General features: G+C 65.2%; 26 protein-coding genes and 1 tRNA gene. 12 read left to right on the top strand and 15 right to left on the bottom strand.

The window, feature by feature from the left end; all coding sequences use genetic code 11:
* Positions 1-127: 127 nt before the first annotated feature.
* Together Q0C42_RS07210 and Q0C42_RS07215 are read right to left on the bottom strand one after the other, a co-directional pair.
* Positions 128-361 carry a hypothetical protein gene (locus tag Q0C42_RS07210; RefSeq protein ID WP_295074045.1) on the bottom strand — a complete coding sequence of 78 codons (234 nt, stop codon included), beginning with the start codon at positions 359-361 and terminating at the stop codon, positions 128-130.
* 407 nt (positions 362-768) lie between these two features.
* Positions 769-852 (bottom strand) — tRNA-Tyr (locus Q0C42_RS07215).
* Positions 853-983: 131 nt separating this feature from the next.
* Here Q0C42_RS07215 and rlmB point away from each other — a divergent pair.
* The gene (gene rlmB, locus Q0C42_RS07220) at positions 984-1,778 is read left to right on the top strand and encodes a 23S rRNA (guanosine(2251)-2'-O)-methyltransferase RlmB (RefSeq protein ID WP_295074048.1); all 795 of its coding nucleotides are present in this window, start codon (positions 984-986) and stop codon (positions 1,776-1,778) included.
* Between the two features lie 156 nt (positions 1,779-1,934).
* Entirely contained in the window at positions 1,935-2,348 is a 414-nt protein-coding gene (locus Q0C42_RS07225) for a CoA-binding protein (RefSeq protein WP_295074051.1), read from the top strand.
* A gap of 138 nt (positions 2,349-2,486) precedes the next feature.
* Here the strand turns inward: Q0C42_RS07225 and Q0C42_RS07230 are convergent, their stop codons facing one another.
* The 5 genes from Q0C42_RS07230 to hisA all read right to left on the bottom strand — a co-directional run bounded on the left by Q0C42_RS07230 (position 2,487) and on the right by hisA (position 6,139).
* Complete coding sequence (locus Q0C42_RS07230; protein WP_295074054.1) at positions 2,487-2,813, bottom strand: helix-turn-helix transcriptional regulator; 327 nt, start codon at positions 2,811-2,813, stop codon at positions 2,487-2,489.
* A 107-nt stretch (positions 2,814-2,920) separates the two neighbouring features.
* Positions 2,921-3,226 (bottom strand): phosphoribosyl-ATP diphosphatase, encoded by a 306-nt coding sequence (locus Q0C42_RS07235; RefSeq protein WP_295074057.1) that lies wholly within the window; start codon positions 3,224-3,226, stop codon positions 2,921-2,923.
* Between the two features lie 7 nt (positions 3,227-3,233).
* Positions 3,234-3,995, bottom strand: coding sequence for an imidazole glycerol phosphate synthase subunit HisF (hisF, locus tag Q0C42_RS07240; RefSeq protein WP_295074060.1), 762 nt, complete (start codon positions 3,993-3,995; stop codon positions 3,234-3,236).
* Positions 3,996-4,097: 102 nt separating this feature from the next.
* Positions 4,098-4,565 carry a DUF2867 domain-containing protein gene (locus Q0C42_RS07245; RefSeq protein WP_295074063.1) on the bottom strand — a complete coding sequence of 156 codons (468 nt, stop codon included), beginning with the start codon at positions 4,563-4,565 and terminating at the stop codon, positions 4,098-4,100.
* An 854-nt stretch (positions 4,566-5,419) separates the two neighbouring features.
* The gene (gene hisA, locus Q0C42_RS07250) at positions 5,420-6,139 is read right to left on the bottom strand and encodes a 1-(5-phosphoribosyl)-5-[(5-phosphoribosylamino)methylideneamino]imidazole-4-carboxamide isomerase (protein ID WP_295074066.1); all 720 of its coding nucleotides are present in this window, start codon (positions 6,137-6,139) and stop codon (positions 5,420-5,422) included.
* A gap of 144 nt (positions 6,140-6,283) precedes the next feature.
* Between hisA and Q0C42_RS07255 the strand changes: the two genes are divergently transcribed.
* From Q0C42_RS07255 to Q0C42_RS07265, 3 genes are read left to right on the top strand one after another with little or no spacing between them, the layout of a single operon-like run.
* Positions 6,284-6,673 carry a DUF2147 domain-containing protein gene (locus Q0C42_RS07255; protein WP_295074069.1) on the top strand — a complete coding sequence of 130 codons (390 nt, stop codon included), beginning with the start codon at positions 6,284-6,286 and terminating at the stop codon, positions 6,671-6,673.
* Positions 6,674-6,721: 48 nt separating this feature from the next.
* A complete protein-coding gene (locus tag Q0C42_RS07260) occupies positions 6,722-7,597 on the top strand; it encodes an EamA family transporter (protein ID WP_295074072.1) in 876 nt (291 codons plus the stop codon).
* A 24-nt stretch (positions 7,598-7,621) separates the two neighbouring features.
* Positions 7,622-8,029 (top strand): VOC family protein, encoded by a 408-nt coding sequence (locus tag Q0C42_RS07265; RefSeq protein WP_295074075.1) that lies wholly within the window; start codon positions 7,622-7,624, stop codon positions 8,027-8,029.
* Here the strand turns inward: Q0C42_RS07265 and Q0C42_RS07270 are convergent.
* The 3 genes from Q0C42_RS07270 to hisB form a co-directional block, all read right to left on the bottom strand.
* Positions 8,026-8,928: a glutaminase gene (locus Q0C42_RS07270; RefSeq protein ID WP_295074078.1), complete on the bottom strand. Its 903-nt coding sequence runs from the start codon at positions 8,926-8,928 to the stop codon at positions 8,026-8,028. The two genes, Q0C42_RS07265 and Q0C42_RS07270, sit on opposite strands and share 4 nt — an antisense overlap.
* Entirely contained in the window at positions 8,925-9,575 is a 651-nt protein-coding gene (gene hisH, locus Q0C42_RS07275; protein WP_295074081.1) for an imidazole glycerol phosphate synthase subunit HisH, read from the bottom strand. The genes Q0C42_RS07270 and hisH overlap by 4 nt, the downstream gene beginning before the upstream one ends.
* Positions 9,576-9,644: 69 nt before the next feature.
* On the bottom strand, positions 9,645-10,232 hold the full coding sequence (gene hisB / locus Q0C42_RS07280) for an imidazoleglycerol-phosphate dehydratase HisB (RefSeq protein ID WP_295074083.1): 588 nt from the start codon (positions 10,230-10,232) through the stop codon (positions 9,645-9,647).
* A 246-nt stretch (positions 10,233-10,478) separates the two neighbouring features.
* On the opposite strand from hisB, the gene Q0C42_RS07285 reads away from it, so the two are divergent.
* The 4 genes from Q0C42_RS07285 to Q0C42_RS07300 all read left to right on the top strand — a co-directional run bounded on the left by Q0C42_RS07285 (position 10,479) and on the right by Q0C42_RS07300 (position 14,564).
* Complete coding sequence (locus Q0C42_RS07285) at positions 10,479-11,924, top strand: mannose-1-phosphate guanylyltransferase/mannose-6-phosphate isomerase (RefSeq protein WP_295074085.1); 1,446 nt, start codon at positions 10,479-10,481, stop codon at positions 11,922-11,924.
* Complete coding sequence (locus Q0C42_RS07290; protein ID WP_295074087.1) at positions 11,921-12,754, top strand: hypothetical protein; 834 nt, start codon at positions 11,921-11,923, stop codon at positions 12,752-12,754. The genes Q0C42_RS07285 and Q0C42_RS07290 overlap by 4 nt, the downstream gene beginning before the upstream one ends.
* Complete coding sequence (locus Q0C42_RS07295) at positions 12,755-13,342, top strand: isopropylmalate isomerase (RefSeq protein ID WP_295074090.1); 588 nt, start codon at positions 12,755-12,757, stop codon at positions 13,340-13,342.
* Positions 13,343-13,988: 646 nt separating this feature from the next.
* On the top strand, positions 13,989-14,564 hold the full coding sequence (locus Q0C42_RS07300; RefSeq protein WP_295074338.1) for a sugar transferase: 576 nt from the start codon (positions 13,989-13,991) through the stop codon (positions 14,562-14,564).
* A 412-nt stretch (positions 14,565-14,976) separates the two neighbouring features.
* On the opposite strand, the gene Q0C42_RS07305 is transcribed toward Q0C42_RS07300, so the two are convergent.
* The gene (locus Q0C42_RS07305; RefSeq protein ID WP_295074093.1) at positions 14,977-15,189 is read right to left on the bottom strand and encodes a hypothetical protein; all 213 of its coding nucleotides are present in this window, start codon (positions 15,187-15,189) and stop codon (positions 14,977-14,979) included.
* Positions 15,190-15,617: 428 nt separating this feature from the next.
* Here Q0C42_RS07305 and Q0C42_RS07310 point away from each other — a divergent pair, with 428 nt between their 5' ends.
* On the top strand, positions 15,618-17,408 hold the full coding sequence (locus Q0C42_RS07310; RefSeq protein WP_295074096.1) for an ABC transporter ATP-binding protein: 1,791 nt from the start codon (positions 15,618-15,620) through the stop codon (positions 17,406-17,408).
* 69 nt (positions 17,409-17,477) lie between these two features.
* On the top strand, positions 17,478-18,317 hold the full coding sequence (locus Q0C42_RS07315) for a 2OG-Fe(II) oxygenase (RefSeq protein ID WP_295074099.1): 840 nt from the start codon (positions 17,478-17,480) through the stop codon (positions 18,315-18,317).
* Positions 18,318-18,320: 3 nt separating this feature from the next.
* Here the strand turns inward: Q0C42_RS07315 and Q0C42_RS07320 are convergent, their stop codons facing one another.
* Together Q0C42_RS07320 and Q0C42_RS07325 are read right to left on the bottom strand one after the other, a co-directional pair.
* On the bottom strand, positions 18,321-19,529 hold the full coding sequence (locus Q0C42_RS07320; protein ID WP_295074102.1) for a glycosyltransferase family 4 protein: 1,209 nt from the start codon (positions 19,527-19,529) through the stop codon (positions 18,321-18,323).
* Positions 19,526-21,001 carry a hypothetical protein gene (locus tag Q0C42_RS07325; RefSeq protein ID WP_295074104.1) on the bottom strand — a complete coding sequence of 492 codons (1,476 nt, stop codon included), beginning with the start codon at positions 20,999-21,001 and terminating at the stop codon, positions 19,526-19,528. The genes Q0C42_RS07320 and Q0C42_RS07325 overlap by 4 nt, the downstream gene beginning before the upstream one ends.
* Before the next feature lie 177 nt (positions 21,002-21,178).
* On the opposite strand from Q0C42_RS07325, the gene Q0C42_RS07330 reads away from it, so the two are divergent.
* Positions 21,179-22,150 carry a glycosyltransferase gene (locus tag Q0C42_RS07330; RefSeq protein WP_295074107.1) on the top strand — a complete coding sequence of 324 codons (972 nt, stop codon included), beginning with the start codon at positions 21,179-21,181 and terminating at the stop codon, positions 22,148-22,150.
* On the opposite strand, the gene Q0C42_RS07335 is transcribed toward Q0C42_RS07330, so the two are convergent.
* Together Q0C42_RS07335 and Q0C42_RS07340 are read right to left on the bottom strand one after the other, a co-directional pair.
* Positions 22,151-23,395 carry a glycosyltransferase gene (locus Q0C42_RS07335; protein ID WP_295074109.1) on the bottom strand — a complete coding sequence of 415 codons (1,245 nt, stop codon included), beginning with the start codon at positions 23,393-23,395 and terminating at the stop codon, positions 22,151-22,153.
* Positions 23,392-24,348 carry a glycosyltransferase family 2 protein gene (locus Q0C42_RS07340; protein WP_295074112.1) on the bottom strand — a complete coding sequence of 319 codons (957 nt, stop codon included), beginning with the start codon at positions 24,346-24,348 and terminating at the stop codon, positions 23,392-23,394. Before Q0C42_RS07340 ends, Q0C42_RS07335 begins: the two co-directional genes overlap by 4 nt.
* Positions 24,349-24,415: the final 67 nt, after the last annotated feature.

Genomic DNA, 24,415 nt, shown 5'->3' on the forward strand with positions numbered 1-24,415 from the left:
CGGCAAAGGCCCCGCCATTGCCGGACAAGCCGTCGCTCGCGGTACAGCCTTTTGCCAACCTGACAAGGTGCCCGATGACCATCGCAGGATGGGGGCTTGTCTGCGCGGCATCGGCATACCGGAGTGATCAGCGCCGCTGTAAAAGCCGGTCCACAGTACGGCGCGCCTCTTCGCGGCGGGCCTGTGCAGCCAGGATTTCCTCGGGCGCGCGGCGCATGGCTCTGCGTTCGGCATTCCGCGCGGTGGCTTGGGCCAGAGCGCCGCAAGCGGTCCGAAACAGGGTGATCAGCCATGTGAAAGCCGCGGCGATTTTTCCGGTGCTGTCGGCCGATTGCGAATGGCTGATGGGAAGGTCTGTCATGGTCTGTTCCTCCGGTCCTGGTTGACCAGACAAACCTGTCAGACGAGGGCCATCATCGTCCTGAAGCGGTCCGAATTCTTCCGAAATGCATTCCGAAAAGTTCCAATTCCAGTGTCGGCTGCAAAGTGGTTATAGCTATCTCGCGATCACTTTGGCTTCGCAAGGAAGAGCCCAAAGCAGGATTAGAGCGGGAGCTGCAACCGCTACAGCGAGTCCGCGCCCAGAGTGCCGGGGCTGGAACAACTGCTCTCGGGGCGCATCGAATTGTCTGCGAGGAACAAAGGCTGAGCAAGCACAGCTTGTCGCACTACGTTTGCTTCAGCCGCATTGATTTTGATGGGTTTTTGGAGCGTCGAGCAGCCTCAACCGCCAAAAACGCAATACAAATCACACATTAGGTTTCCTGATGGTGGGCGATCCTGGAATCGAACCAGGCATGAGTCGCCTCGGCGGAGTTACAGTCCGCTGCCACACCTTGTAGCATATCGCCCACTGAGGCGTCGTGTACTCAAGGGCACCGGAGGCGTCAAGGGCGGATCAGCGGCGGCGGGGCCAAGATTTCGGCTTGCATCGGGCGCGGTCCGCAGGTCAAGGTCCGGGCCTGATTTCTGGGGGTTTTCGGATGGCAGCGGGCGGAAAGAAGCCAGCCTGGGTGGTTGACAAAGAGCGCGGCGAGCGGCGCGAGGCGCGGGAGACCGTGTGGCTTTTCGGCCTGCACGCGGTGCGGGATGCGCTGGCGAACCCCAATCGCGAAAAGCTGCGGCTGGTGGTCACCAAGAACGCGCTGGACAAGCTGGAAGAGGCGGTCGCAGCCTCGGGCATGGCGCCCGAAGTGGTCGAGCCGCGCCATTTCAACGTGCCGATTGACGAAGGCTCGGTCCACCAGGGCGCGGCGGTCGAGGTCCGGCCCCTGAACTGGGGCAAGTTCACCGATGTCTGCGCAGCCGGAGAAGGCCTGCCGCTGGTGGTTCTGCTGGACCGCGTGACGGACCCGCACAACGTGGGTGCCATCCTGCGGTCTGCCGAGGTCTTTGGCGCGCGCGCCGTGATCGCCCCCAAGCACCATTCGGCGCCCGAGACGGGGGCGCTTGCGAAGACCGCCAGCGGGGCGCTGGAACGGCAACCCTATCTGAAGGTGACGAACCTGTCCGAGGCGATGCAGGCGTTGAAGGACATGGGGTTCACCCTGATCGGGCTGGACGGCGAGGCAGAGCTTGCGCTGGACAAGGCTGTGGCGGACGTGAACGGTCGGCCGATCGCGCTGGTCCTGGGTGCCGAAGGTCCGGGACTGCGGGAAAAGACCCGCGAGACCTGCGATGTGCTGGCGCGCATTCCCTTTACGGGCGTGTTCGGCAGCCTGAACGTGTCGAACGCCGCTGCGGTTTCGCTTTATGCCGCGACAAGGGGCGTCGCTTGATCACGACTCTGCGACGGGTCTTCAATCCTGCGTCCTGCTTCCTAAATGAATGTGTAGAGGCACGGGACCGGAACCCCGTACTCTCTTCACTGTCCCTCGTTCCGCGACTTGGCGCCTGAGGTTATCCTTGGGCGCCATTTTCTTTTCGGAGGTCCCATGACAAGCACCAGCGATGCCGAAATCCGTGACATCCTGTCTTCAGTGAAGACCATTGCCCTGGTGGGCTGGTCGGCGAAGCCGGACCGTCCCAGCCACCGGGTGGCAGACTACCTGAAGCGCAAGGGCTATCGGGTGATCCCGGTCAATCCGGGCCAGGCGGGGCAGGAGGCGCTGGGCGAGACGGTGGTGGCGACGCTGGCCGAGGCGGGGCCGGTCGATATGGTCGACATCTTTCGCCGCAGCGAGGAAGCCGGGCCCGTGGCGGATGAGGCGGTGCGACTGGGCGCGAAGGTGGTCTGGATGCAGATCGGCGTGGTGGACGAGGCGGCCGCATCCCGGGCGCGGGGGGCGGGCGTGAAGGTCGTGATGAACCGCTGCCCGGCAATCGAGATCCCACGCCTGGGGCTTTAAGCCGCCGCCCGGCTCAGGTAGGGCCGGAAGAACAGGTAAAGTCCCGACAGCATCATCAGTGCCAAAGGTGCCAGCGGCAGCGCGCGCCAGACCTTAACAACCGGGTGGGCAGGTCCTTCTTGATCCGGATGCTTTCGGTCATTGGTCCATCCGTTTCAGCGTGTCTTCCAGCGTGGCCAGCCGGTCATCCCAGAAGGCGCGGTAGAAGGTCATCCAGTCGAACAGCGGAGCAAGCGCCCGGGGTTCCGTGCGGTAGCGGGTCTGCCGTCCCTCGGCCCGTCCCGAGACGAGGCCCGCATCCTTGAGGATGGTCAGGTGCTTCGAGACGGCAGGCTGCGAGACGCCTGCGGCCTGCGTCAGGCTGGCGACATTCGTCTCCCCCACCCGCATGAGATGTTCAAGGAGCCCCCGGCGGGTGGGATCGGAAAGGGCGTGGAAAAGGCTGTCTTGTGCGGTCCAATTCATCACCGTGTGGCTATGAATAACGCACCCTTTGGTGATGGGTTTGTCAACGGGGCGACCCAAAATCCTTGAGCAAGGATTTTGACAAATTTCTTGCTAAAGAAATTTGATCAGCGCCCGGCTTTCTCGGCGATGCCCGATGTGCCCTCACGGCGTTCGAGTTCCTGAAGGACCTCCTCCAGCGTCACGTCGCGGGCGGTCAGCATGACGAGGAGATGGTAAAGCACATCGGCCGCTTCGGAGGTCAGCCGCGCGCGGTCGCCCTTGACCGCCTCGATAATGGCCTCGACGGCCTCTTCCCCGAACTTCTCGGCGCATTTCTCTGGTCCCTTGGACAAAAGCTTGGCGGTCCAGGAGGTTTCCGGATCGGCGCCCTTGCGGGAGGCGATCGTGGCGGCGAGTTTTTCCAGGCTCATGGCAACCTCACGACAGGCGAACGGGGATGCCGGCGGCGGCCATGTGGGCCTTGGCCTCGCCAATGGTGAAGGTGCCGAAATGGAAGATCGAGGCGGCGAGGACGGCAGAGGCGTGGCCTTCCGTTATCCCCTCGGCCAGGTGGTCGAGCGTGCCGACGCCGCCCGAGGCAATCACGGGGATGTCGACGGCATCGGCGATGGCGCGGGTGAGGGGGAGGTTGTAGCCGCCCTTCGTCCCGTCGCGGTCCATGCTGGTCAGAAGGATCTCGCCCGCGCCCTTGGCGGCGACGGTGCGGGCGAAGTCGACGGCGTCGATGCCCGTCGCGCGGCGGCCGCCGTGGGTGAAGATCTCCCACTTGCCGGGGGCGACGGTCTTGGCGTCGATGGCGACGACGATGCACTGGCTGCCGAAGCGGTCGGCTGCTTCGGCGACCACATCGGGGCGGGCGACGGCGGCGGAGTTGAAGCTGACCTTGTCGGCACCTGCAAGGAGGAGCTTCCTCACGTCATCGGGCGTGCGGACGCCGCCGCCGACGGTGAGGGGCATGAAGCACTGTTCGGCGGTGCGGGTGACGAGGTCGAACATCGTGGCACGGTTGTCCTCGGTCGCCATGATGTCGAGGAAGCAGAGTTCGTCCGCCCCGGCGGCATCGTAGGCTTTCGCGGCCTCGACCGGGTCGCCGGCGTCGATCAGGTCGACGAAGTTGACGCCCTTCACCACGCGGCCGTCGGCCACGTCGAGACAGGGGATGATGCGGGTCTTCAGCATGGGGGGAGAAATGCCGCGAGGGGGCCGGAAAAGCAAGCGGGAAGCTGCCCACGCGTGGCGGGCTTCTCCGGTTCAGGAAAATCAATGGCTTGGCTGTGGGCGTTAAGGGTTTGGCAACCTGTCTGCGGCGGGTTCGGTCGCCATCCGCGCCACCGCCCCGCGTGAGATGAGGATGTGGAAGGGCATCACCAGCCGCAGATAGGCGCGGCCCCAGCGGTTGTGACGGTGAACCCAGGTCGACATGTAGATGCGCCCCTTGTCGCGGAACAGGCCGATGCGGAAGTTCAGGTGCTTGTCGTCGGTGCCCAGGACGATCTCGTCCTCGGTCTCAAGGCAGGTCGGGAAGATTGGGCGGTCCGGTTCTCCGGTTTTCAGGCCGAAGGGGCGGACGAGGGCGTTGCGCAGGCGGAGCAGGGCACCGGCCCAGCCCGGAAGAGCGAGGCCCCGCTTTGCGGCCTCGGCCGGGGAAAGGGTGGAGGGAACCGAGTAGCAATCAAGAAAGTCCCCGGAACGGTGGAGGGCCCAGAGCGAGGATGCGCGAGGGAGGGTGTCGGAACGGATGCGGGACATGCGGGCAGCCTACACCGGGGCCGGCAATTGGGAATGAGGCGACTGGTCGCGGGGCTTGCCTGCGCCCCCCACCAAGACCGAATGCGCCAAGGGGGGCTTTGCCGCGTGCAGAAGAAACGGGAGCCTCGGCGCCAGGGTGATGACGCCCGAAGGATCATCGCGCCCGACTTGGGGCGTTCAGCGACCACGGGCACCGCTTGGCGCAAAAGAACACTCGGTCAGAGGGCGTTTCGGGCGACCTTGCTGCCAGGTGCAAGCTGCATGTCGCTGCACTCGCTTGGCCCGCGTGCAATCGTGACGTTGCTGTTCCCTGGGAAACAGCGCAAGCGCACGGCGTCTGGCACCTTGAGCATACGCAACATTCATAAAGCGAGGATGACATGATCAAATTGTCTCTCTTAATTTCAGTTGCACTTGTCACGGGCGCCGTCGTGTTCGAAGCCCCCCATGCACCCGCAAGGCTTTCGGCCTGCGATGTCGACAGCCGTGGCGAAGCGATCGTCTGGGCTAACCAGAACCCGGGCGTCGGCTATACAACGGCATGCTAGGGTCTGAGCGGCGCTGCGCCCTCTGTGCAGCCGATGGGCTGGATCAGGTCGCGGCGGTTGCCCCACTGGCCGCACCAGCTGGCGCTGTCGGGAACCTTGCACTGGAGGTTCCCCCGACGACGGGTCATCCTGGTGTCGTGCAACAAGGTCCGGCGCGAGGTGGTGGACCCGCTGATGGCGCCCCCGGGATTCTGGACCTGTCGCAAGAGGCGCGCGACTTGCCGCTCCGGTTGCTCGTCGATGACTTCGTCACTCCTCGCTGGGGGTGCGCTTTGAGGCGATGAGGAGACGAAGTCGAACGAGGAGCTATGCCTTGAGGGCCTGCAGGGCTGCAGAAAGATCAATCGCCCCGTCATAGAGCGCGCGGCCGGAGATGGCGCCGGCGATGACCCCGGTGTCGCGCAGGGTGATCAGGTCTTCCATCCGGCTTACGCCTCCGCTGGCGATCACCGGAATGGCGACGGCGCGGGCGAGGGCTTCGGTCGCCTCGATGTTCGGGCCCTGCATCGCGCCGTCGCGGTCGATGTCGGTGTAGATGATCGCGGCGACCCCGGCGTCCTCAAATGAGCGGGCGAGGTCGGTGGCCATGATATCAGTTTCCGTGGCCCAGCCCTTGGTCGCGACGCGGCCCTTGCGGGCGTCGATACCGACGGCGACATGTCCGGGGAAGGCCTTGGCGGCCTGGCGCACGAGGTCGGGGTTTTCGACGGCGACGGTGCCGAGGATGACGCGGGAAAGGCCCTTTTCCAGCCACATGGCGATGGTGGCCATGTCACGGATGCCGCCGCCAAGCTGGGCGGGGACCTTGACTGCTTTCAGGATGGCTTCGACGGCGGCGGCGTTGACCGGCTGGCCGGCGAAAGCGCCGTTCAGGTCGACGAGGTGGAGCCACTCACATCCGGCAGTCTGGAACTTCAGGGCCTGGGCGGCGGGGTCGTCGCCGAAGACGGTGGCCGCTGACATCTCGCCGCGGAGGAGGCGGACGCACTGGCCGTCCTTCAGGTCGATTGCGGGATACAGGATCATCGGCGGCCCCCTTCGCTGGTGGCCGGTCTTTGGCATGGGGCGGCGCGAAAGAAAAGCAGGCAAAAGCGACCCCACGTCACGCTTGATCGGTTTTGCAGGCCGCGCAAAGTCACGCGAGCAGGGACAGTCTGGAGGAGACGTGTGATGAAGGTTTTCGCTTTTGCGGCGGTGCTGGCGTTGGTCGGTGGAGCGGCGTTTGCCGATCCGGTCGAGGGGGTCTGGCAGACGAAGAAGGACGACAACGGCAATTTCGGGCATGTGGAGATCACACCATGCGGGCCGGCGTTCTGTGGCGTGCTGGTCAAGGCGTTCGACGGTGCGGGCAAAGAGATCGAGAGCCCCAATGTCGGCCGCAAGATCGTCTGGGACATGGTCGCCTATGCGGACGGGCTTTATGACGACGGCAAGATCTATTCGCCCGACCGCGACAAGGAATACAACGGCGACATGACTCTGGCGGGCAACAACCTATCGGTCAGGGGCTGCGTGCTGGGGATCTGCCGCGATGGCGGAACCTGGAAGCGGGTGAAGTAGCGCAAGGATCGGGTCGCCTTTGCCCTTCGGTTCGGGCATCAGGGCGGCATGAAACCGATTGACTGGATGCTTTTGTGGACCCTCTCCCTCTTGTGGGGAGGGTCTTTCCTTTTCAACGAGCTGGCCTTGTCCGGTCTGCCTGCGCTGACCATCGTCTGGGGCCGGGTGGCGCTGGCGGCGGTGCTGCTGGCGCTGGTGGTGCGGCTGTCGGGGCAGGGGATGCCTGCGCGCCGGGTCTGGCCCGCGCTGGCGGTGATGGGGGTGTTGAACAACATCGTGCCCTTCACGCTGTTCGTGCTGGCGCAGGGGCAGATCACCGGGGGGCTGGCTTCGGTGCTGAACGCGACGACGCCCCTCTTCACCGTGCTGGTCGCGCATCTGGCGACGTCGGACGAGCGGCTGACGCCGGTGAAGGCGGTGGGGGTGGCGCTTGGGTTCGGCGGGGTGGTGGTGATGATGGCCGGCGAGGATCTGGGAGGTGAGGGCCTGGCGATGCTGGCCTGTCTGGGTGCGGCTTTGTCCTATGGGCTGGCGGGGGTCTGGGGACGACGGTTCAAGGCGGCGGGGGTTTCGCCGTTGCAGACGGCGGCGGGGGTGGTGACGTGCAGCGCCGTCCTGCTGGCGCCGGTCTGGCTGGTGGTGGACCGGCCCTGGGCGATGGAATGGCCGGGCGCGGTGCCGGTGGCGGCGGTGGTGGCCCTGGCCGCGTTGTCGACGGCGCTGGCCTATCTGATCTTCTTTCGCATCCTCGCGCGGGCGGGGGCGACGGCGATTTCGCTGGTCACTTTCCTCATTCCGTTCAGCGCGGCGGGCCTGGGCTGGCTGGTGCTGGGCGAACGGCTGGAGTTGCGGCACTTCGCGGGGCTGGCGTTGATCCTTGGGGGGCTGGCGCTGATGGAACGGGTGCGCGCGGCGCGGCGTTGAGGCGGTATTGAAAGGGGAGTGGTCATGACACCTTCGGCGATTCTGGAGACGGCGCTTTATGCCGATGACCTTGCGGCGATGGAGGAGTTCTATACCGGCCTTCTGCGGCTGGATGTGATCGCCAAGGTCGAGGGGCGGCATGTGTTCTTCCGGGTGGGGCCGGGGGTGCTGCTGGTGTTCAATCCCGCCGCGACGGAGGTGCCTTCGGGCAACCCGGACCTGCCGGTGCCCGTGCACGGCGCGCGGGGGGCGGGGCATGTGTGTTTCGCCGCGAGCCGCGAGGAGATCGAAGGCTGGCGGCAGCGGTTCTTCGCGGCGGATGTGGCGGTCGAGGCGGAGTTCGACTGGCCCAATGGCGCGCGGTCGCTGTACGTGCGCGATCCGGGCGGGAATTCGGTGGAGTTCGCCGAACCGAGGCTTTGGGAGGCCTAGCCGAAGATCGACCAGCCGGTGCGACGGGCGAGCATCTCCAGGGCCTCGGTGCCGAGCTGGGAGTTGCCTTGGGCGTTGAGACCCGGGGACCAGACGGCGATGGAGGCGCGGCCTGGGGCGATGGCGAGGATGCCGCCGCCCACCCCCGATTTACCGGGAAGGCCGACGCGGAAGGCGAATTCGCCGGAGCCGTCGTAGTGGCCGCAGGTCAGCATCAGGGCGTTGATCCGGCGCACACGCTCTGGGGCGATCAGGCGCTGGAAACCCGCGAGGAAACGACCCGCCTGGGCAAGCTGTTCGACGTTCATTGCGATGGCGCATTGGTGGAAATAGGCACCGAGGACAAGCTCGGGGGCGTTCCTCAAATTGCCCTCGGCCTTCAGGAAATGCGCGAGGGCGAAGTTGCGGTGGCCGGTCTCGGTTTCCGACTTCGCGACCGCACGGTCGATGTGAATGTCCTCGTCACCCGCGGCGGTGCGGAGGAACAGGAGAAGCTCGGCCAGGTATTCGCGCGGCTGGCGGTTTCCCAGCGCCGCGTCGGTGGTGACGATGGCGCCTGCGTTGATGAAGGGATTGCGGGGGATGCCCTGTTCGCTTTCCAGCTGCAGGATGGAGTTGAAGGCAAGGCCCGAGGGTTCGCGCCGCACACGGGTCCAGAGCTGGTCGCCCAGACGGCCAAGCGCGATGGCGAGGCCGAAGACCTTGGAGACGGACTGGATCGAGAAGGGCGTGGTGGTGTCTCCGACCGAGTGCTGCGTGCCGTCGGGCAGCGTGACGGAGATGCCGAACTGGTTCGGGTCGATTGCGGCAAGCTCGGGGATGTAGTCGGCCACCTGGCCCCGGTCAGTGCGGGAGGTCATTTCGGCCGCGATCTCGGCCAGGTGGTCAGCGATGGTCACGGCGTCCAGCGGAGGAAGTTGCCGATCAGACGGAGGCCGGCGGCCTGGGATTTTTCGGGGTGGAACTGGGTGCCGAGGATATTGTCGCGGCCGACGATGGCGGTGACCGGCTCGCCATAGTCGCAGAAGGCGAGGCGGTGGGCCGGGTCGGTGACGCGGAAGTGGTAGGAGTGGACGAAATAGGCGTGGTCGCCGGTGGCGATGCCGTCGAGGACGGGGTGCGGCCCGTTCGCATGGCTTTCGATGACGAGGTCGTTCCAGCCCATGTGCGGGACCTTCAGGGTGCGATCTGCGGGCTCGATCTTCACGACGTCGCCCGGAATCCAGCCGAAACCTTCGGTCAGGCGGTATTCGTGACCGCGCGAGGCGAGCATCTGCATGCCGACGCAGATGCCGAGGAAGGGGCGGGCGCGGCGGATGACAGACTCTTCGATGGCTTCGAAAAGTCCGCCGTACTGCCCGAGGGCCGCGCGGCAGGCCGGGAAGGCGCCGTCGCCGGGAAGGACGATGCGGTCGGCCCGGGCGACGTCCTCGGGGCGGGAGGTGACGAGGATGTCACCGCCGTCAACCTCCACCGCCATGCGCTGGAAGGCTTTCTCGGCGGAGTGGAGGTTGCCGGAATCGTAGTCGACGAGGACGGTGAGCATCTGATTATCCGGTGCGCGGGCGGAGGCGTCGGAGCCTCCGGCGGGGATATTTCTGGCAAAGATGAAAGGCTAGAGCGCGCCTTTGGTGGAGGGAAGCGCGTTGCCAAGGCGGGGGTCGGATTCGACAGCCTCACGCAGGGCGCGCGCGACGGATTTGAACGCGGCCTCGGCGATGTGGTGGCTGTTGAAGCCGTGAATCTTGTCCACATGCAGCGTGATGCCGCCATGGGTGGAGAGGGCCTGGAAGAATTCGCGCACCAGTTCGGTGTCAAAGGTGCCGATCTTGGGCGTCGGGAAATCGACAGTCCAGATGAGGAAGGGCCGCGCCGAGAGGTCCAGCGCGGTCGCGATCTGGGCGTCGTCCATCGCGAGGCGGAAGTGGCCGTAGCGGCGGATGCCGCGCTTGTCCCCGAGGGCCTTGGCAAGCGCCTGGCCAAGGGCGATGCCCACGTCTTCGACGGTGTGGTGGTCGTCGATGTGCAGATCGCCCGTTGCGCGGACGTTCAGGTCGATCAGGCTGTGGCGCGCCAGTTGGTCCAGCATGTGGTCGAAGAAGCCGACGCCGGTCTGGCAGTCATGGGTGCCGGTGCCGTCGAGGTTGACCGTGACCGAGATGTCGGTCTCGGCAGTCTTGCGGGTGATCGTGGCCTGGCGCATGGCGGATTTCCTTCTGACGCGGGCCTTATAGGACGCAGGGTCAGCAAGGGGAAGCCGGTTCAGGCCGCGCAACCTTGGGTGATGCAATGCGGGCGCACAGGCGTGGGGCCTGCGATTGACGGCGGCGGTTGCAATCAGATGGCAAATGAGTATCCCTTTGCCAGAATCCGGGCTTAATCCTGCCCGGAGTTTTCGCGAGACATTTGAGACGGACCTTTCGGGTCGAATTCGGAGATTGGTCAATTCATGCCTGAGATTTTTCCTGTTCTTCTGTGCGGCGGCTCGGGCACCCGGCTGTGGCCCGTATCGCGCAAGAGCTTTCCCAAGCAGTTCGTTCCGCTGGCCGGGCAGGGGACGCTGTTCCAGGCGGCGGTCGGGCGCATGCGGGGTGTCGCCGGGGTGGCAAGCCCGCTGGTGATCACCAATTCGGACTTCCGGTTCATCGTAGCCGAGCAGCTGGCCGCTGAGGGCGTGGAGCCGAGCGCGATCCTGATCGAGCCATCGGCGCGGAACACCGGACCGGCGATCCTGGCGGCGGCGCTGCATCTGGCCCAGGACAGCCCCGACGCGATGCTGCTGGTCATGCCGACGGACCATTCGATCCCGGATGTCGCGGCCTTCCGCGCGGCCGTCATGGCGGGCGTGCCGCGGGCGGCGGCGAGCAAGATCGTGACCTTCGGCATCCGGCCGGACCGTCCCGAGACCGGTTATGGCTGGATCGAGGTCGAGGCGACCCCGGTGGAAGGCGCGGCCCAGCCCGTCGTGCGCTTTGTCGAAAAGCCGGCGTTGGATCGGGCGGAGGCGATGCTGGGCGCAGGTCGGTATCTGTGGAACGCCGGGATCTTCCTGGCCTCGGCGTCAGTGCTGATCCAGGCTTTCGAGGCGCATGCGGCGGACCTCGTGGGTCCGGTCACGAAGGCGGTCGAAGGTGCGCGCAAGGACCTGGGCTTCCTGCGGCTGGCCGAGGGATCCTGGGCGGCTGCGCGCGACATTTCCGTCGACTTCGCGGTGATGGAGAAGGCGGCGAACATCGAGGTGGTTCCCCTGGGCGGCGCCTGGTCCGATCTGGGCGACTGGAATGCGGTCTGGCGCGAGAACGGCGGGGCCGGGGCCGCGACGGTGACCCAGGGCGCGGTCACCGAGATCGACTGCCAGGGCACGTTGTTGCGCTCGGAAGTCGAGGGGCAGCACCTGGTGGGGATCGGGTTGCAGGACCTGGTGGTCGTGGCGATGCCTGATGCGGTGCTGGTCGCCCACCGGTCGCGCAGTCAGGATGTGAAGGCGGCCGTGGCGCAGATGAAGGCGCGGTCCGTCCGCCAGGCGGAGGTCTTTCCGCGCGACCATCGCCCCTGGGGCTGGTTCGAGACGCTGGCGCTGGCCGACCGTTTCCAGGTCAAGCGCATCGTCGTCAAGCCGGGAGGGGCGTTGAGCCTGCAAAGCCACATCCACCGGGCGGAACACTGGATCGTGGTCTCCGGGACGGCTCAGGTCACGGTGGGCGATGAGGTGAAGCTGCTGAGCGAGAACCAGTCGGTCTATGTGCCGCTGGGCGCGATCCACCGGCTGGCAAACCCGGGCAAGGTTCCCGTGGTGCTGATCGAGGTTCAGACCGGGGCCTATCTGGGAGAAGACGACATCATCCGCTACGAGGATATCTATGCCCGGGGCGACGAGAAGGGGCCGGCACGGTGACTGCGCCTGCGATCTTCGACCGGCTGGCCATCGTGATGGCGCATCCGGATGACGAGGTGCTGTGGGCCGGGTCGGCGCTGCGGGCGGCCGAGAAGGTGGTGCTGGTTTATGGCGAGTTGCCCTGCGCGCCCGTGCTGACCGAGGGACGCAAGGCCGCGATGGCGGCGTTTCCTCTGCCGACGCTGGACTGGTTGCAGATGGTGGAGTCGGGGGTCTTTGACAGCGCCTCATGGCCGACCCCGCTGCAGACGGATTATGGCGTCTACCCGCACCGGGCGCTGCGGGTCCTGGACAGCTTCGATCCTGACCGCTACCGCCGACAGTTCGGCGAGATGCGCGACCTTTTGCGTGGACGGCTGGAGGGCATGCGGAACGTGATCGCCCACGGGCCCTGGGGCGAATACGGGCATGAGGACCACATCCAGGTCTTCCGCGTGGTGGCAAGTCTTGCCACGGAGATGGGCTTTCAGCTTTGGGTGCCCGGCTACTATGCCCCGAAGGCCGAGGCGCTGATGCAGCGCAACCTGCGTTCGCTGGGCCGTCCGACCCCGCCACTGCCGATCGATCCGCTGCTGGCCGAGGAGATCGCCCAGGTCTACAAACGCACCGGGACCTGGACCTGGTTCGACACCTATGTCTGGCCAGAAACCGAGAGGTTCTTTCCTTGGTATGCCGACGGCGCAAAGCAGGGTGAGGCTGCGCGGGGCGAAGAGATTCAGCGCATTCGCCTGCCCGACGACTTTGAACGGAACCGCCGAGCCTGGGAAAGCCGGAAGCGCAGGTTTGTGCGCAGGACGCTTGCCTGGCTGAATGGGCGCAAGGCGGTATAGGTGGATCTTCTTCAGTCCACGCTGACCTGCGCCTTCGCGAGGTGGTCCCCTGCGCTGGGCGACAATCATCCGGTCGGCTGGTTTACAGTGCTGGTCTATCTTGTGGCCGGCCTGGCCTCGGCCCGGGCGGCGCTTGGCAGCGGGCGCGAAGGACCGCAGGGGCGCGAGCGGCGGTTCTGGTGGATTGCTGCGGTGATCCTGCTGCTTCTGGCAGTCAATAAACAGCTGGACCTGCAGTCGCTCCTGACGATGACGGCGCGCTGCCATGCCCAGCTTGCCGGCTGGTATGGCAAACATCGTGAGTTGCAGCGCGTCTTCATCTGGCTGGTCATCGGAGGGGGGATTGGCGTTCTGGGCCTGCTCGCCCTGATGTTGCGCGGCATTCTGGCCCGGATATGGCCGGCACTGCTGGGACTTTGCTTCGTGTGCGGCTTCGTCGTCATCCGGGCCGCCAGCTTTCATCACATGGACGACCTTATCGGCAGCACGATGTTGGGCCTGCGGATGAACTGGATACTAGAACTGCCCGGTCCATTGCTGGTCCTGGCGGCAGCCTGGCACCGTCGCCGGACCGCGAATCCGGCCTGAACGAGCTTCCGAACGAATCGAACGGGACCATTTGCCGCCCCCGATTGCACCTGCTGCCTGCGGTTTGGGCAGAGCGGGCGGTTAACGGGAGCTATTAACAAAAAATTCACCGTTTCGAGATTCCGCACAATTTCGTCCTTAGAAAGAGTGCTCCGAGCCGCTCGTTCGGTGGAAGGCGAAAACCGGCAGGCGGCATCCTGGCCCGGACAATGTCAAAACGCGAGGAAAATCATGGCAATGGTGTGGCGAAGTTTCGCCAGCTTGCCAAAATGCCTATGGACTCGGGTTATGCACACACGTTTCCAGGTGCCGCATGACCCGGGGCGGAATACAACCATAGCGTGTAACCCAATGAGAATTAACCACTTTCTGTGCGTTTCGTCACTTATGGCGAGATTGCGGCACTGGAACCACGATGGTAGAAGCAGGTTGTGTGTGGCGAGTGTCAGATTGCTTCCGGGATGGCAGTATAGAGCCGGTCCGGCAAATTTTCGCTCAGCGATTAGTACTCTTACGGAGGCGTTGCAGGATGGACGTTCGTTCTGAACTAAGCGAGCCCAATTTCGAACGGCCTTCGATCACATCGGGTCAAGGATGGGTACGGGTCCACAAGGAGCCGATCTATCGTCGGGTCATCAAGCGGTGGCTGGACATCTTCATGGTGCTGCTGGTCGCGCCCTTCGTGATTCCGGTGGTGCTTGCACTGATGCTGGTCCTGAAGGCGACGGGCCATGCGCCTTTCTTCTTCCAGGACCGCGTGGGCAAAGACGGCCGCGTCTTCAAGCTATGGAAGCTGCGCACGATGGTTCCCGATGCGGATGCCCGGCTACGGGCCTATCTGCAAAGCGACGAAGCTGCGCGCCAGGAGTGGGACGCGTTTCAGAAGCTGTCTTCCGACCCCCGCATCACCGAGTTCGGCCAGTTCCTGCGCAAAAGCTCGCTCGATGAGCTGCCGCAGTTGTGGAACGTGCTGGTCGGCGACATGAGCCTGGTCGGGCCGCGCCCGATGATGGTCGATCAGCAGGACCTTTATCCCGGCAGCGCCTATTATGAGCTGCGGCCCGGCCTGACCGGCACCTGGCAGATTTCGGATCGCAACCAGTCCACCTTCGCGCAACGCGCCGAATTCGACGCCGAGTACGAGCGCAGCATGTCGTTCCTCAGGGATTTGAGGATCCTGCTGGCGACTGTGGGCGTGGTGCTGAGGGCGACTGGGAAGTAAGCGGCCCTTGCGACTGGTCCTCCCGCGGGGTGTTGCGGATCCAGGCAAAGAGGGCAACGCCGGGCAAGAGGATGACGCTTCCCGCTACGGGATAGGCAAGCAAGACTGCCCAAATCGGAAAATCATAGATAAACAGGACAACAGACACGCTGGCAGCGCCGAACATAGCGATCAAAACCAGCCCTAATGCCATCCATGTCTCCCCGGTCGGGGCCCAAACGGTAAACAGGCCCCATAATTCCACAACCTAGGCCTGTCATTGCCTAGCGTCGAGAAATTAAGCGTGAACCTGCTACAATTGTTTCAATATTCTGTCGGTACCCGGCGGAACCCGGCCGACCATTTCCCGCTCTCGGGGGGCAGTTCCGCTTGTGCGCGGCATCGCGGGGCGGACGCGGCGGGTGCGGAGGGATCAACCCTGCGGGTTCAGGGCCCGATGTGCGTGAACCGACTGGCGGGAGCGGATGCTCCACAAGGCTGCGGTCAGGAGCAGGGTCAGGCTGCAGACGGCGGGGTAGCTGAGGACGATGGCCCAGGTCGGGAGCGACAGGGCGACCGTTGTGGCTACGGCAGCAATTCCGACCATTGCGGACACCAGAACCATCCCAGCAATCATCTTGCGCATCCCCCAGAGCGTCTACAACTGCAGCCTGTTGCCGCGCCGTGGCAAGATTATGGCCGTGCGTTGGTGAATCTGCGTCGTATTGGAATGGAAAAAGGAGGTCGGGGAAAAGCAGCCTTGGCCCCCGCCGGGAAGGTTCTGGCCGCGCAAGGGGCGCGACGGGACCCTGCAGCAGCGACGAGGGCAATACTGTCCGTGGACGTTTACCGGCAGGTCCGGCGGTGGAATGAAGGTATGTCGCGCGGCGGGAGCGGGGAAACCCCGTGGGTGCCCCCCGGCGCGGCGACATGTCGCAAGGTCACGGTGGATTTGCTGCGGGCAAATCCGGATGCGGCCGAGGAATGCCTTTCTTTTGTCATTTCCCGGCAGCAAGGTAGGCCCGCAAATCAAGGTGCAGGTCATTGATCGCGACTTATCAAAAACTTTTCGCATTGTTCGACGCGGTCGAGCGCAGGCGGTTCTGGATACTTACGGCCCTGATGGTGATGGTGGCCGTGGCCGAGATCGTGGGCATTTCTGCGGTGCTGATGCTGCTGAATGTGCTGTCCGAACCTGGCCTGCTGCAGACGAACGCCCGGCTGGCCGGTTTTTACCAGTGGGTCGGCTTCGACAGCACCTTCACCTTCCAGGTGACCCTGGCCGTCGTTGTGCTGGTCGTGGTCATGGCGGGCTTGGCGGTGAAGGCCTTGGGCAGCTACGCGCTGATCCGCTTTTCGACAATGCGGGGCTACACCGTCTCGACCCGCCTTCTGTCGGCCTATCTCAGCCAGCCCTATCCCTGGTTTCTGGACCGCAACAGTGCGGAACTGGGGAAGAATGTCCTGAACGAGGTTGATGGCCTGGTCGCCCGGGTGATTCAGCCCTGCCTGCGGCTGCTGGCAAGCAGCCTGATGGTTGCGGCGATTCTGGTCTTCCTGATGATGGTCGATCCGCTGGTCACCCTGTTCTCGGCCCTGGTGCTGGGGCTTGGCTACGGTCTGATCTACATGCGGTTCCGGGGGCGGCTGCACCGGCTGGGCGAAGACATGATGAACGCGTTCGAGGACCGATTCGTCGTGGCGCAGGAGGCGACGGGGGGGATCAAGGACGTCAAGGTGATGGGCCTTGAAGCGACCTATGTCAGCAGCTACGCCACCGCCGCCCGCAAGGCCGCGCAGGCCGGGGCGACGATGGGCGTGATGGCGGAACTGCCGCGCTTTATCCTGGAAGCGATCACATTCGGGACGCTACTGGGCTTGATCCTGCTGCTTCTGTTCCGCAACGAAGGCAACATCACCGCCATCGTGCCGACGCTGGGTGTCATCGCCTTCTCGACCATGCGCCTGTTGCCGTCGCTGCAGCAGATCTACCATTCGCTGGTGTCGATCCGCGGTGCGACGCCGATTCTTGATACGATCGTCCATGATATCCAGGCGACGCCGCCAAAACCGATCCTGGATGGACCCGAGCCGCCGCCGATGAAGCTGGAACACGCGCTGGAGCTGTCGAAGGTCAGTTTCGCCTATGCCTCGGCCGAACGACCCACGCTGAATGGGGTGGACCTGTCGATCCGCGCCCGCACCACCGTGGGCATCGTCGGTGGCACCGGGGCGGGCAAGACCACGCTGGTCGACCTGATCCTGGGCCTCCTCAACCCGGACGAAGGCGTCATCAGTGTCGATGGCGTGCCGGTGACGGATCAAAACCGCCGTGCCTGGCAGAAGACCCTTGGATATGTGCCGCAGTCGATCTTCCTGACCGACGACACGATCGCCGCAAACGTCGCCTTCGGGGTGCCGAAGGATCAGATCGACATGGCCCGCGTCGAGCGGGCTGCGCGCACGGCCGCCTTGCACGATTTCGTCCTGTCGGACCTGCCGCAGGGCTATCAGACCCTGGTCGGAGAGCGGGGAGTGCGACTCTCTGGCGGGCAACGGCAACGGATCGGCATCGCGCGGGCGCTGTACCGCGACCCGACGCTTCTGATCATGGACGAGGCGACCTCGGCGCTGGACAACATCACCGAGCGCGTGGTGATGGAAGCGGTGCAGAACATCCGCGCCGACAAGACGATCATCCTGATCGCGCACCGGCTGAGCACGGTGAAGAGCTGCGACACGATCTTCCTGATGGAACGCGGCCGGCTTTTGGCCCAAGGCAGCTATGACGAGCTTCTGGCCGGGAACGAAGTGTTCCGGCGGATGGTTTCTGGCGGGGTGGAGGAAGCCCATGCCGCAGTTTGAACGTTCAACCATTGATCCGCACCCGGGCAACTTTCCGGGCCGCGTGACCGACTAGACTGAGAGGTTATCATGTCCGTCAATTCCCTGGTCATCGACCCCGAAACCCTGTTGATCTCGGCCGATGAGGCGCGCGAGTTCGGCAAGGCGGCTGCCGCCGAGTATCGAAGCCGGAAACCCTATCCCTATGGCTGTTTCGACAACTTCATGCCGCCCGAGATTCTGGACCGGGTGCGCGAAGAACTGCGCAACCTGCCCGCGGCCGAAAGCTTCTTCAACCGCCCGCAGGAAAAGCTGAAGGCGGCCTACATGCCCGAGCGTCTGGGCCCCTATACCCGCGCCCTCTTCCATTCGCTGAACTCCAAGGCCTTCCTCGCCTTCCTGGAAGAGCTGACCGGGATCGAGGGGCTGATCCCCGACCCCTATTTTGCCGGGGGTGGCATCCACGTGGTGTCGAACGGTGGGCACCTGGATATCCACGCCGACTTCAACCACCACGGCAAGCTGAACCTTGAACGCCGGATGAACGTCCTGATCTACCTGAACAAGGACTGGAAAGAGGAATACGGCGGGTCTTTCGAGGTCTGGAATGACGACATGACCGCCAAGGTCGCGGGCTTCGTGCCGCTGTTCAACCGGATGTGCTGCTTCAACACCGCCTCGAACACCTGGCATGGCAACCCCGAGCCGGTGAACCACCCCAACGGCGAGCCGCGGATGTCGATCGCACTCTACTACTACACCGCGACTTGGGATTCGACGCGGGAATCGCACACGACCCTGTTCAAGCCGCGCCCCGGCACCAAGGACAAGAAGGACCGGCTGGAGGCGCGTCACCGCTTCCTGAACAACGCCCTGCCGCCCTTCATCTGGCGCCGTCTGGACGGACGGTTGCGCAGGTTGGGCATTTAAGCCCTATCTGCGGCAGATCCGCGCGAGGAAGGTCGCGACCTCGCGTGCGATCACCTCGGGCGTAAAGCGTATCTCGACTTCTGCGCGGGCCGCGTGGCCCAGGCGCAGGGCCAGAGCGGGGTCTGCCAGAAGACGCAGGCAGGCCTCGGCCATTGCAGGTGCGTCTTCGGATGGCACCAGAAGACCCGTCTCGCCGTCGCGCAGGATCTCGGCGCAGCCTCCGGCCCGTGTGGCGACCACAGCGGACCCAGCCGCCATGGCCTCGATAAGGGCAACGCCGAAGGTCTCGTAGCGCGAGGCGAGGAGAGTGATCGGGTGGTTGCGCCGAAGCTCGGAAATCTCGTCTCTGGTGCGATGGCCAAGAACGTCGATCCGGTCGCGAATCGTGGTGGGCAGACGCGCTAGAGCCTCGGCCAGGTGCAACCGAGGTCTGTCAGGCTGCACGACACCGCTGTCGGGCCCGACGAAGGTCAGGCGAACCTCGGGATGCACGGCGGCGATGCGGGCGAAGGCGTCCAGGAGCACGTCAGCGCCCTTGATCCGGTCGAAGCGCCCGATGAACAGAAGCCGGGGTTCGGCGGACTGGGCGGCCAGCATGTCAAGCGCGGGAAGCGCAACCGCATTGCCGATCACGGTGGTCGGGACATCGGGCAGACCCCACTCCGCCCGCGTCCGGTCCAGCACGTCGCGCGAAGGCGAGATGATTGCATCGACCCGCTGCAGCCCGGCCCGTTCCCAGCTTTCGCGGCGGGCGTCGGGCCCGCGCCGCGGCGGGGTGGGGGTGACACGGTGCAGCCATTGCGGCCCATGCAGCGTTACCACCACCGGGATCGGAACCGCCGCGCGGACGGCTCCGGCCCAGCCGTAGGATTCCTCCATCAGCAGGACCTCGATCCCGTGGTCCGCGATCGCCTGACGCGTGCCCATGGTCAGCTTGCGGATGTCCACCCCACGAAGACCGCGGTCAGGAAAGAAGCGGCCGGTCAGCCGCTCGGACAGCGTGAAGGGCAAGGGCAGAAGCTCGACCATCCGCGGATGCGCATGGGGGCCGTCGATCATCCCGGTCAGGATCGTGACTTCGTGCCCGATGGCATCGAGGCCCTGGACGAGATGCGCCGTGGCCGAGGCGATGCCGTTCGCGGTGGCCGTGCCGGGCCAGGCCGGGGTCAGAAGCCCGATCCGAAGCGGTCGGGCGGCAGGGGTGGGGTTCATCGGGCGGTTCCCCGAGGCTCTGACCGTTTCTGGCGCAAGGGCGGGGCTGTTGCTTCGGTCATCAGCCAGGATGCACGAAGATCAGTCCCGGCGGCCGAGCCTGCAAGCGCGCTGCCATCCTGCGGTTCGCGCCAGAGCACATAACCGGTGACCGCCCCGGCCATGAGCCAGACATAGTTCACCAGGCCTGCATTCGGCAACAGGTCGATCAGGTTCGCCGCCAGCACCATCATCAGGCCGGGAGTGATCAGCGAAGCCCCAAGTTGTCGATGCCGCATGGCGTAGAAGAGGATTGGTGCGGTGAGCAGGCCGAAACGGCCGATGTAGCCGATCCAGCCGAACATCCCGATGAAGATGATCCAGATTCCGTCGGTGGTGCTGATCATCTGGCCGGTTGCGGGATCGTAAAGCTGGTTGCGACCCCAGCTGCCCCAGCCGGCCAGCGGCTTTTCGTTGGCGTGTTCAAGAAGCGCGTCTTCGTTGTCCAGCCGGAACCGCAGCGAGGCGGCGCGCTCTTCGCTGATCGATAGCGCGAAGTTGTAGGCTGTCTCGACCGGAATCCAGCCGGCACCGCGCAGCATGGGGTAGAACATCACGATGACCGCCACGACGACGGCCAGCATGATCTGCAGCCGCCGGCCGAAGAACAGCACGGCGGCGCCGAAGATGACGGTCAGGATGAGCGCAGAGAGCGCCTTTGAAAGGACCAGAACCCCGGCCAGCCAGACCATCGCAACCAGCCATTTCCAGGCGCGGCCGCCCTCGCGCCGGGCCTCGCGAAAAAGAACCGCCGCCGAGATGACTCCGATACAGAAGTAGATGCCGACCATGAGCCCGTGGTTCAGCAGAACCACCGGGCGGAAACCACCGTCGCGGATATGCTGGGCAAATTGGTGCGGGAAGAAGCCGTAGATCCAGTTGTGCAGTTGCGGGCTGATGCGGATCTCGAGCAGCGCGGGGAAGCTATAAAGCACGGCTGAGATCACGAAGGCTTCCAGAAGCGCCCGGTGGCCCGCCTGGGTGTTGAGGTAGCGCAGGCCGAGCCAGAGTGGAATCATGGACGCCACGATCGTCGAGATCATGCTGACGGCGTCGTAAAGGCGCAGACCTGGCAGGTACGATCGGCCATTGATCATCGGCTCGGTGTTCTGCAGGACGGTAAGGAAGGGTGTCAGCAGAACCATCGACAGCAGGACGAAGATCACCTGCCGCCCGAAGCGGGCTTCAAGATCTGAGGCCACCTTTTGCCGCGGGGCCATCAGCGCGCACAGGATCAGCGCCGAAACGGCGGGCACCAGCGAGCGGTCGATGAGCGGCACCATCGGGATCTTGATGTGCATCGAGGACGGCAGCAGCAGATGGCCCGAGATCAGCGTCCAGATCAGCGCGCGCTGCAACGGCAGAAGCCGGAACAGCACCACCGCAAACAGCGGAAAGCTCAGAAGAACAATATAGGCAAAGGCGTTCGGCATCCGGGCCCGTTCGGAAGCGGTTGGAATGACCTGTTCTAGCCGGTCTGGTGCGCGAAGGAAAAGGCCAACTGGCGTGCCGACGCGAATCCAAGGCAATTTTCGATCCACTTGCCTTGGAAGCCTGCAGGATTTCCGCCACAGTGCCACCATGACCGTCCCAGATCCCGATTGCCGCCCGTGACCGACCCACTCCCACTGCCCGGCCGTATCGGCGCCGTGATCATCGGCCGCAATGAAGGGGCGCGACTCGTGGCCTGCCTGGCCTCGTTTCCGGACTGGGTGCGGCCCCTGGTCTATGTCGATTCCGGGTCGACCGACGGCAGCCCAGATGCGGCGCGGGCGGCGGGGGCTGAGGTGGTCGCGTTGGACATGGCGCTGCCGTTCACGGCGGCGCGCGCCCGGAATGCGGGCTTCGCACGCCTGCGCGAACTGGGCACGCCTGAGTTCGTTCAGTTCGTCGACGGCGATTGCCGTATCCAGCCCGGCTGGCTGGAGGCGGCCGACGCCTTCCTTTCCGCCCGTCCGGACGCTGCCGTCGTCTGCGGGCGGCGGCGCGAGATCCATCCCGAGGCTTCGATCTGGAACCGGCTTTGCGACGCGGAATGGGATACTCCGCCGGGGCCGGCCAAGGCCTGTGGCGGCGATGCGCTGATGCGGGTTGCGGCGGTGGCCGAGGTGGGCGGTTATGATCCGGGCCTGATCGCGGGCGAGGAGCCCGAGCTTTGCGTCCGCCTGCGCCGGGCCGGGTGGGAGGTCTGGCGGATCGACCAGGAGATGACGCTGCATGATGCGGCGATGCAACGGATCGGCCAGTGGTGGAAGCGCACCCGACGCGGCGGCCATGCCTTTGCGGAAGGGGCGGCGATGCACGGTGCCCCGCCGGAACGGCACTGGGTTGCCGAAACCCGGCGTGCCGTCTTGTGGGGCGCTGTCCTGCCGCTGGTGATCCTGCTGGGTCTGGTCGTGACGCCTTGGGCCGGGGTTCTGCTGCTGCTCTATCCGCTGCAGGTCCTGCGGTTGTCGCGCCGATTGGGCTGGGAACGTGCAGCCTTTCTGGTCCTGGGCAAGTTTCCCGAGGCGCAGGGGGTGCTGGAGTACCACCTGAACCGAGTGCGGCGGCGGCGGGCCGTCCTGATCGAGTACAAGTAGTCAGGGCCGCAACCGACCTTCGGGCCCGCCTTGGCGGAAGAGTTGTGCCAGCCAGGCGCCTTCCTGGGCGATGTCGAACTCTAGTTCAACGGCGCTGCGCCCGGCGAGGCCCATGTCGCGGGCGGCATTCGGGTTGTCCATCAGCCGGCTGATGCGTTCGACCAGAGTCGGCAGGTCACCCGGCGGGACGGCATAACCGGTCACCCCGTCTTCGACCAGTTCCTGCACCCCGGCCACGCGGCTGGCGACCACGGGGATGCGCGAGGCCAGCGCCTCCATGTAGACCACCGGAAGCCCCTCGGCGAAGGAGGGCAGGACCAGCATGTCGGAGTTGGCGAGGAGGTCGGCAACCTGGCCCTGGGTCATGAATCCCGCAAAACGGACCGAGCCTTCCAGGCCAAGCGTCCTGGCGCGCGATTCGGCCCCGGCGCGGGCGGGGCCGTCGCCGGCAAGGGTGAGGGTCGCGTCGGGGTGGGCTTTCAGCACTTCGGCCATCGCCTCGATGAGAAGGAGCGCGCCCTTGACTGGATCCAGTCGCCCGACGAAGGCGATGCGCTTGCCATTGCCTCCGGGCTCGCGCCGGTAGGCACCGGGGGTGACGCCGCAATGGACAATGGCGATTTTCGGCCAGTCGGCGGGTCGGGAGAAGAGCATGAGCTGCGCCCGACAGAAATGGGTGATCGCCACGACGAATTTCGCCCGGGCAATCTTTTCCGGCAGGGACCAGCGGTCGACCTCGAAGAAGATTGCAGGGCCGTGTTCGGTGAAGCTGAAGGGGATTTCGGCCAGTTTCGCCGCCAGAACGGCAACCGAGCAGCTGGAATTGGCAAAATGGTTGTGCAGATGGCGGACGCGCTTTTGCCGCAGGTGATTGGCAAGCACCCCGGCCTCCAGAAAGTAGAAGAGCTGCCAAAGGAGCGCCTTGAGCCCTGGCGAGCGCATCCGGATGGCCAGTGCCAGCGTCGAAGCCCAGGTACCGGGGCCGCGCAGGATCGCCCTGCCATGCGCGGCCAGTAGGCGCAGCGGGTTCTTCGCTGTGGCGATCACGTAGAAGGTTTCGGCCCGGGCAGCGATCTCTTCCTGGCCCTTGAATTCTGATGCCGGGGGCTGGCGGATTGAGCAGGTGATGACCTCGACCCCTGCGGCGCGGACGGCCTGCACTTCGCGCAGGATGAAGGTGTGCGAGACCTTGGGATAGTCGCCGGTCAGATAGGCGACAGGGCCGGTCAGTGGGGTTTCGGTCATGCGCGCACCTTTCGCCGCCACCACAGAAGCTTGCCCGCCCCGCCGGTGGCCGCAAGTTGATAGCGGGTGGACCGGGCCTGCCCGAACGGTCGGGTCAGAACTGCCGCCAGCCCGAAGATCAACAGCTGCGCCGCGCCAATGCCCATCCACAGGGTAACCCGGCCTGCGGCCTTCAGCCCCCCGACATCGCTTTCTACCAGGCAGCGCAACTGGCCGTCACTGAACCGTCGATGGCGCAGGAAGGACATCGTTGCCCGGTTTGGCGGGACGATCTCGTGCACTAGAGCGTCGGGGCGCCAGACCATCGGCACGCCGTGGCGGTCCACCAGTTGGCGGAAGAGCCAGACATCTTCGCCTCCGGCATTGAACGAAGTGTCGAAGGGCGGATCGACCAGCGCCAACGTTGCCCGGGAGAACATAGAGTTACCCGACCCGAGGTAGGCACGCAGGTGCTGCACTTCGGTCCCGGCAGCGGCAGGCAGGCGGCGGCTGAAGATCCGGTCGAGGGGGGCCCGCAGGGCAGGGGGCGGGTCCTCGGGATAGAAGGGTTCAACTGCGCCAAAGGCCGCCCGGACGCCATCCGTGGCGGCATCTGCGAAGGCCGCCAGCCAGCCGGAGGCCGGTGTCTCGTCGTCGTCTAGAAAGATCACGTAGCCGCCCCGTGCTTCGGCCACGCCACGATTGCGGGCCTGGGCAACGCCGGTGCGGGGTTCGTGTACATAGCGGACGAAATCTGGAGCGGGGATGGCACGAGCCGAGCCTTCGGGCGAATTGTCCACCAGCACGAGTTCGACCTGCACGGCGACCGTTCCGATCTGCGTCGCGACGGCCTGGAAGAGCGGGGGGAGGAATTCCTCGCGTCGGAAGGTGGGTACGACGATGGACAGCGAAGGGGCGGGTGCAAGGTCCGGTTGCTCCGGTGTCCTTCGGAATGCCTCATCCGCGAATGTCACGAAAAAACCCTGCCAATCCTGTCCACCAGAAGACTATCCGCTTGACGCCGAATGGACAATCGCCTGC

It is taken from the genome of Tabrizicola sp., assembly GCF_022842145.1.
Classification (GTDB): Bacteria; Pseudomonadota; Alphaproteobacteria; order Rhodobacterales; family Rhodobacteraceae; genus Tabrizicola.

Coding starts and splice junctions, on each gene's coding strand:
- Q0C42_RS07320 (WP_295074102.1), bottom strand. CDS start 19,529: ATGAACCCCACCCCTGCCGCCCGACCGCTTCGGATCGGGCTTCTGACC.
- Q0C42_RS07285 (WP_295074085.1), top strand. CDS start 10,479: ATGCCTGAGATTTTTCCTGTTCTTCTGTGCGGCGGCTCGGGCACCCGG.
- Q0C42_RS07305 (WP_295074093.1), bottom strand. CDS start 15,189: ATGCGCAAGATGATTGCTGGGATGGTTCTGGTGTCCGCAATGGTCGGA.
- Q0C42_RS07265 (WP_295074075.1), top strand. CDS start 7,622: ATGACACCTTCGGCGATTCTGGAGACGGCGCTTTATGCCGATGACCTT.
- Q0C42_RS07235 (WP_295074057.1), bottom strand. CDS start 3,226: ATGAGCCTGGAAAAACTCGCCGCCACGATCGCCTCCCGCAAGGGCGCC.
- hisH (WP_295074081.1), bottom strand. CDS start 9,575: ATGCTCACCGTCCTCGTCGACTACGATTCCGGCAACCTCCACTCCGCC.
- hisA (WP_295074066.1), bottom strand. CDS start 6,139: ATGATCCTGTATCCCGCAATCGACCTGAAGGACGGCCAGTGCGTCCGC.
- Q0C42_RS07325 (WP_295074104.1), bottom strand. CDS start 21,001: ATGCCGAACGCCTTTGCCTATATTGTTCTTCTGAGCTTTCCGCTGTTT.
- Q0C42_RS07255 (WP_295074069.1), top strand. CDS start 6,284: ATGAAGGTTTTCGCTTTTGCGGCGGTGCTGGCGTTGGTCGGTGGAGCG.
- Q0C42_RS07225 (WP_295074051.1), top strand. CDS start 1,935: ATGACAAGCACCAGCGATGCCGAAATCCGTGACATCCTGTCTTCAGTG.
- rlmB (WP_295074048.1), top strand. CDS start 984: ATGGCAGCGGGCGGAAAGAAGCCAGCCTGGGTGGTTGACAAAGAGCGC.
- hisF (WP_295074060.1), bottom strand. CDS start 3,995: ATGCTGAAGACCCGCATCATCCCCTGTCTCGACGTGGCCGACGGCCGC.
- Q0C42_RS07260 (WP_295074072.1), top strand. CDS start 6,722: ATGAAACCGATTGACTGGATGCTTTTGTGGACCCTCTCCCTCTTGTGG.
- hisB (WP_295074083.1), bottom strand. CDS start 10,232: ATGCGCCAGGCCACGATCACCCGCAAGACTGCCGAGACCGACATCTCG.
- Q0C42_RS07210 (WP_295074045.1), bottom strand. CDS start 361: ATGACAGACCTTCCCATCAGCCATTCGCAATCGGCCGACAGCACCGGA.
- Q0C42_RS07230 (WP_295074054.1), bottom strand. CDS start 2,813: ATGAATTGGACCGCACAAGACAGCCTTTTCCACGCCCTTTCCGATCCC.
- Q0C42_RS07335 (WP_295074109.1), bottom strand. CDS start 23,395: ATGACCGAAACCCCACTGACCGGCCCTGTCGCCTATCTGACCGGCGAC.
- Q0C42_RS07245 (WP_295074063.1), bottom strand. CDS start 4,565: ATGTCCCGCATCCGTTCCGACACCCTCCCTCGCGCATCCTCGCTCTGG.
- Q0C42_RS07315 (WP_295074099.1), top strand. CDS start 17,478: ATGTCCGTCAATTCCCTGGTCATCGACCCCGAAACCCTGTTGATCTCG.